Source organism: Dactylosporangium sp. NPDC005572 (assembly GCF_040605515.1).
In the GTDB taxonomy this organism is placed as follows: Bacteria; Actinomycetota; Actinomycetes; order Mycobacteriales; family Micromonosporaceae; genus Dactylosporangium.
This window is the reverse complement of record NZ_JBEXCY010000413.1, coordinates 1-3,408: the sequence shown is the minus strand read 5'-3', so window position 1 is coordinate 3,408 and position 3,408 is coordinate 1. Positions and strand designations below refer to the sequence as shown.

Here is a 3,408-nt window from a genome sequence, read left to right as displayed (position 1 = left end):
GGGGGCGTCTTCCCCCCCCCCCCCCCCCAACCCCCCCGCCGCGGGGGGCCCGGCACCAGCCGGCCCCCCGCCCCGCGCCGCGGCGCGTCGACCGGGCCCACGGCGACCAGCGCGCCCGCCTCCGTCAGGCCCAGGCCCTGGCTGGTCACGCAGCCGAGCCTTTCGGCGCAGCGCTGCTCGGTCGCGGGGTCGAGCGGGGCGGCGCCGACGCCGAGGCTCCGCAGCGACGACAGGTCGTACCGGTCGACGGCGGGGTGGTGGGCGAGGGCCCGCGCGACCGGCGGGACCACGATCGTCACGGTCGCCCGGTACTCCTGGATCGCCCGCAGGAAGTCGTCGAGGTCGAACGCGGGCAGGGTGACGACGGTCGCCCCGGCCGCCAGCCCGCACGGCAGGAGCAGGTTCATCCCGATGACGTGGCAGAACGGCGCCACGGCCAGGACCACGTCGGCGGCGGCGAACCCGAGCACCGCCTGCGCCTGCCGGGCGTTGGTGACCAGCGCCGCGTGCGTGAGCTCGACGCCCTTGGGCAGCCCGGTGGTGCCGCTGGAGTACGGCAGCGCGGCGACCGCGTCGTGCGGTACCGCCGGGTGACCGTGGCCGGCCAGCGTGTCGAACGGTGTGCCTCCCGCGGTGCCGTCGCCGTCGATGACGAGCACCTCGGCGACGCCGGCGACCCTCGCCGCGGCCAGGGCCCGCTCCAGCAGCTCCGGCACGGTGACCAGCAGCCGCGCCCGGGCGTCGGTGAGCTGCCAGGCCAGCTCGTCCGCGGTGAGCTGGGGGTGCGCGCCGGTGACGGTGCCGCCGGCGGCCATCGCCCCGTAGGCGGCCAGGGCGTACTCGGGGCGGTTGGGGCAGTACACGGCCAGGACGTCCCCGGGCGCGAACCCGCGGGCGGCCAGGCCGGCCGCGACGCGCTCGACGCCGGCCGCGAGCTCCCGGTAGCTGATCGCCCGGCCGGTCGGGCCGTCGACCAGGGCCGGCTTGTCGCCGAGGCGTTCGGCCTGCTGCAGGACGTACGCCGGTACGGTGGCCCCGCCCACCGGCACGCCGGGCAGAGGGCTTCGGAAGGGGCTTCGGAAGGGGCTTCGGAAGGGATCGGTGACAGTCATACCCCCGGATCGTGGCGGCGCACCGTGTGCGGTTCGTTTGCCGATCGTGTGCGGGTCGTCGGCCGGGTAGGGTCGGCTGGACGACGGCGGTGGCGATGATCGACAAGCAGCTGCGGATCTGCGTGCTCGGCCGGGCCGAGCTGACCGTGGACGGGCGCCCGCTCGCGGAGCTGGCGTCCGTCAAGGCGGCCGCGCTGCTGTGCTACCTCGCCGTGACCGGCACCGCGCACCCCCGCACCGCGCTGGCCGGGCTGCTGTGGAGCGACCTGCCCGAGGCGGCCGCGCGGGCCAACCTGCGGCTGGTGCTCACCAAGCTGCGCCGGGTCGTGCCGGGCCGCCTGCGGATCAGCCGGCACACGGTGGCGCCGGACGGCCCGCCGGTCTGGGTCGACGCCCTGGAGGTGGCCCGGGCCGCCGCGGACGCCGACGACGGCGACCTGCTGGCGGCCGTCCGGCTGTGCCGCGGCGAGTTCCTCGACGGCTTCGAGGTGCCGGGGGCACCGGTGTTCGACGAGTGGGTGGCCGGCCGGCGGGCCGTCGCCCGGGCGGACATGCTCGCCGTCGTCGACCGCGCGGTGCGCCGGGCCCGCGACGGCGGCGACGCGGCCGCCGGGGTCGAGGTCGCCCGGCGCATGCTCGAGCTGAGCCCGCTCGACGAGGAGGCGCACCGCGCGCTGATGTGGTTCCTCGCGCTGGGCGGCCGGCGCAGCGCCGCGCTCGCGCAGTACGAGACCTGCCGGTACCTGCTGCGTGAGGAGCTCGGGGCCGAGCCCTCGGCGGCGACCGTCGCGCTGCGCGACGAGATCGCCGGCGCGGAGTCGTTCACCGCGGGCCCGACGGAGGTTCCCGAGCTGCCGCGGCCGCTCACCACGCTCATCGGGCGCGACGAGGAGCTGCGCCGGCTGCGGGAGCTGCTGGCCGACCCGGCGTGCCGGCTCGTCACGCTGGTCGGGCCCGGCGGGGCCGGCAAGACCCGGCTGGCGGTCGAGGCCGCCGCGAACCGCCCGGACCGGCACCGTGACGGGGCGGTGTTCGTGTCGTTCGCCGGCACCGGATCGGACGGCCCCGACGGCGCCGACCGGGCCGGCGATCTCGTGGTCACCGACCTGGCCCGCGCGTTCGGCCTGTCGCTCGCGGTCCCGCGCGACCCGCTCGACGTGCTCGCCGGCCACCTCGCCGGCCGGGAGCTGCTGCTGGTCCTCGACAACCTCGAACACCTGCGCGGCGCCGGCGGCGTGCTCGTCGAGCTGCTGCGCCGGGCGCCCGGCGTGACGGTGCTGGCGACCTCGCGGCGGCAGCTCGGGCTCGGCGCCGAGTGGCTCGTCGAGGTGCGGGGCCTGGCGTGCCCGCCGCCGGGCGCCGACGCGGCGGGCTACGACGCGGTCCGGCTCTTCGTCGAGCGGGCCCGGCTCCTGCGCCCCGGCCTGACGACCGCCGAGGCGACCGAGGCCGCCGGCCGCCTGTGCCGGCTGGTGGCGGGGATGCCGCTGGCCATCGAGCTCGCCGCCCGCCGGGTGCGCTCGGCCGGCCCCGCCGCGATCGCCGACCGGCTCGCCGCCGGCCTCGACCTGCTCGCGACCACCGCGCCCGACGTGGAGCCGCGGCACCGCAGCATGCGCTCGGTGATCGACTGGTCCTGCCGGTTCCTGACCGACGAGGAGGCCCGCGCCCTGCGCCGGCTGTCCGTGCTGCGCCGCGGCTTCGACCTGGCCGCCGCCGAGGCGGTGGCCGGCGCCGGGCTGGCGGTGCTGGCCGGGCTGGTCGACCAGTCGCTGGTCGCCGTGGGCGAGGACGGCCGCTACGAGCTGCACGAGCTGCTGCGCCAGTACGCCGCCGAGCGCCTCGCCGCCGACCCGGACGAGGAGGCCGAGACGCTGCGGCGTCACGCCGGGCACTACGCCGCGCTGCTCGCCGCCGGGGGTGGCGACGCGTGGCCGGAGGCCGACGCGGAGAACCTGCGCGTGGCGACCGACCTCCTGGTCCGCACCGCCGACCCGGCGGCGCTCGACGCGCACCTGAGCCTGGTGTGGGCGCTGTACGGCCGGAAGGGCTGGTTCCGCGAGGTCCGGGTGTGCTTCGCCGCCGCGGTGGACCGCCCGGACACCCCGGCGCTGCTGCGGGCCCGCTGGGAGCGCGTGCTCGGCGAGGCCCACCAGCAGCTCGGGGAGGCCGGCGCGGCCCGGCGGCACCTGGAGCGCGCCCTGCGGCGGCTGGGCGGCCGGGTCCCGCGGACGACCACCTCAGCCCGGCCTGGTCGAAGGCGGTCGTGTCGAGGCGCTGGTAGCCGCTCGTGAGG

2 protein-coding genes are annotated in these 3,408 nt (G+C 78.4%); one reads left to right on the top strand and one right to left on the bottom strand.

All coding sequences use genetic code 11. From position 1 onward, the window contains the following. Nucleotides 1–1,049: AMP-binding protein (locus ABZS66_RS61035; protein WP_354774072.1), on the bottom strand; the 1,049-nt coding region annotated here is incomplete at its 3' end. Nucleotides 1,050–1,207: 158 nt separating this feature from the next. Here ABZS66_RS61035 and ABZS66_RS61030 point away from each other — a divergent pair. Next, nucleotides 1,208–3,406: a BTAD domain-containing putative transcriptional regulator gene (locus ABZS66_RS61030; protein ID WP_354774070.1), complete on the top strand. Its 2,199-nt coding sequence runs from the start codon at nucleotides 1,208–1,210 to the stop codon at nucleotides 3,404–3,406. Nucleotides 3,407–3,408: the final 2 nt, after the last annotated feature.

Coding starts and splice junctions, on each gene's coding strand:
- ABZS66_RS61030 (WP_354774070.1), top strand. CDS start 1,208: ATGATCGACAAGCAGCTGCGGATCTGCGTGCTCGGCCGGGCCGAGCTG.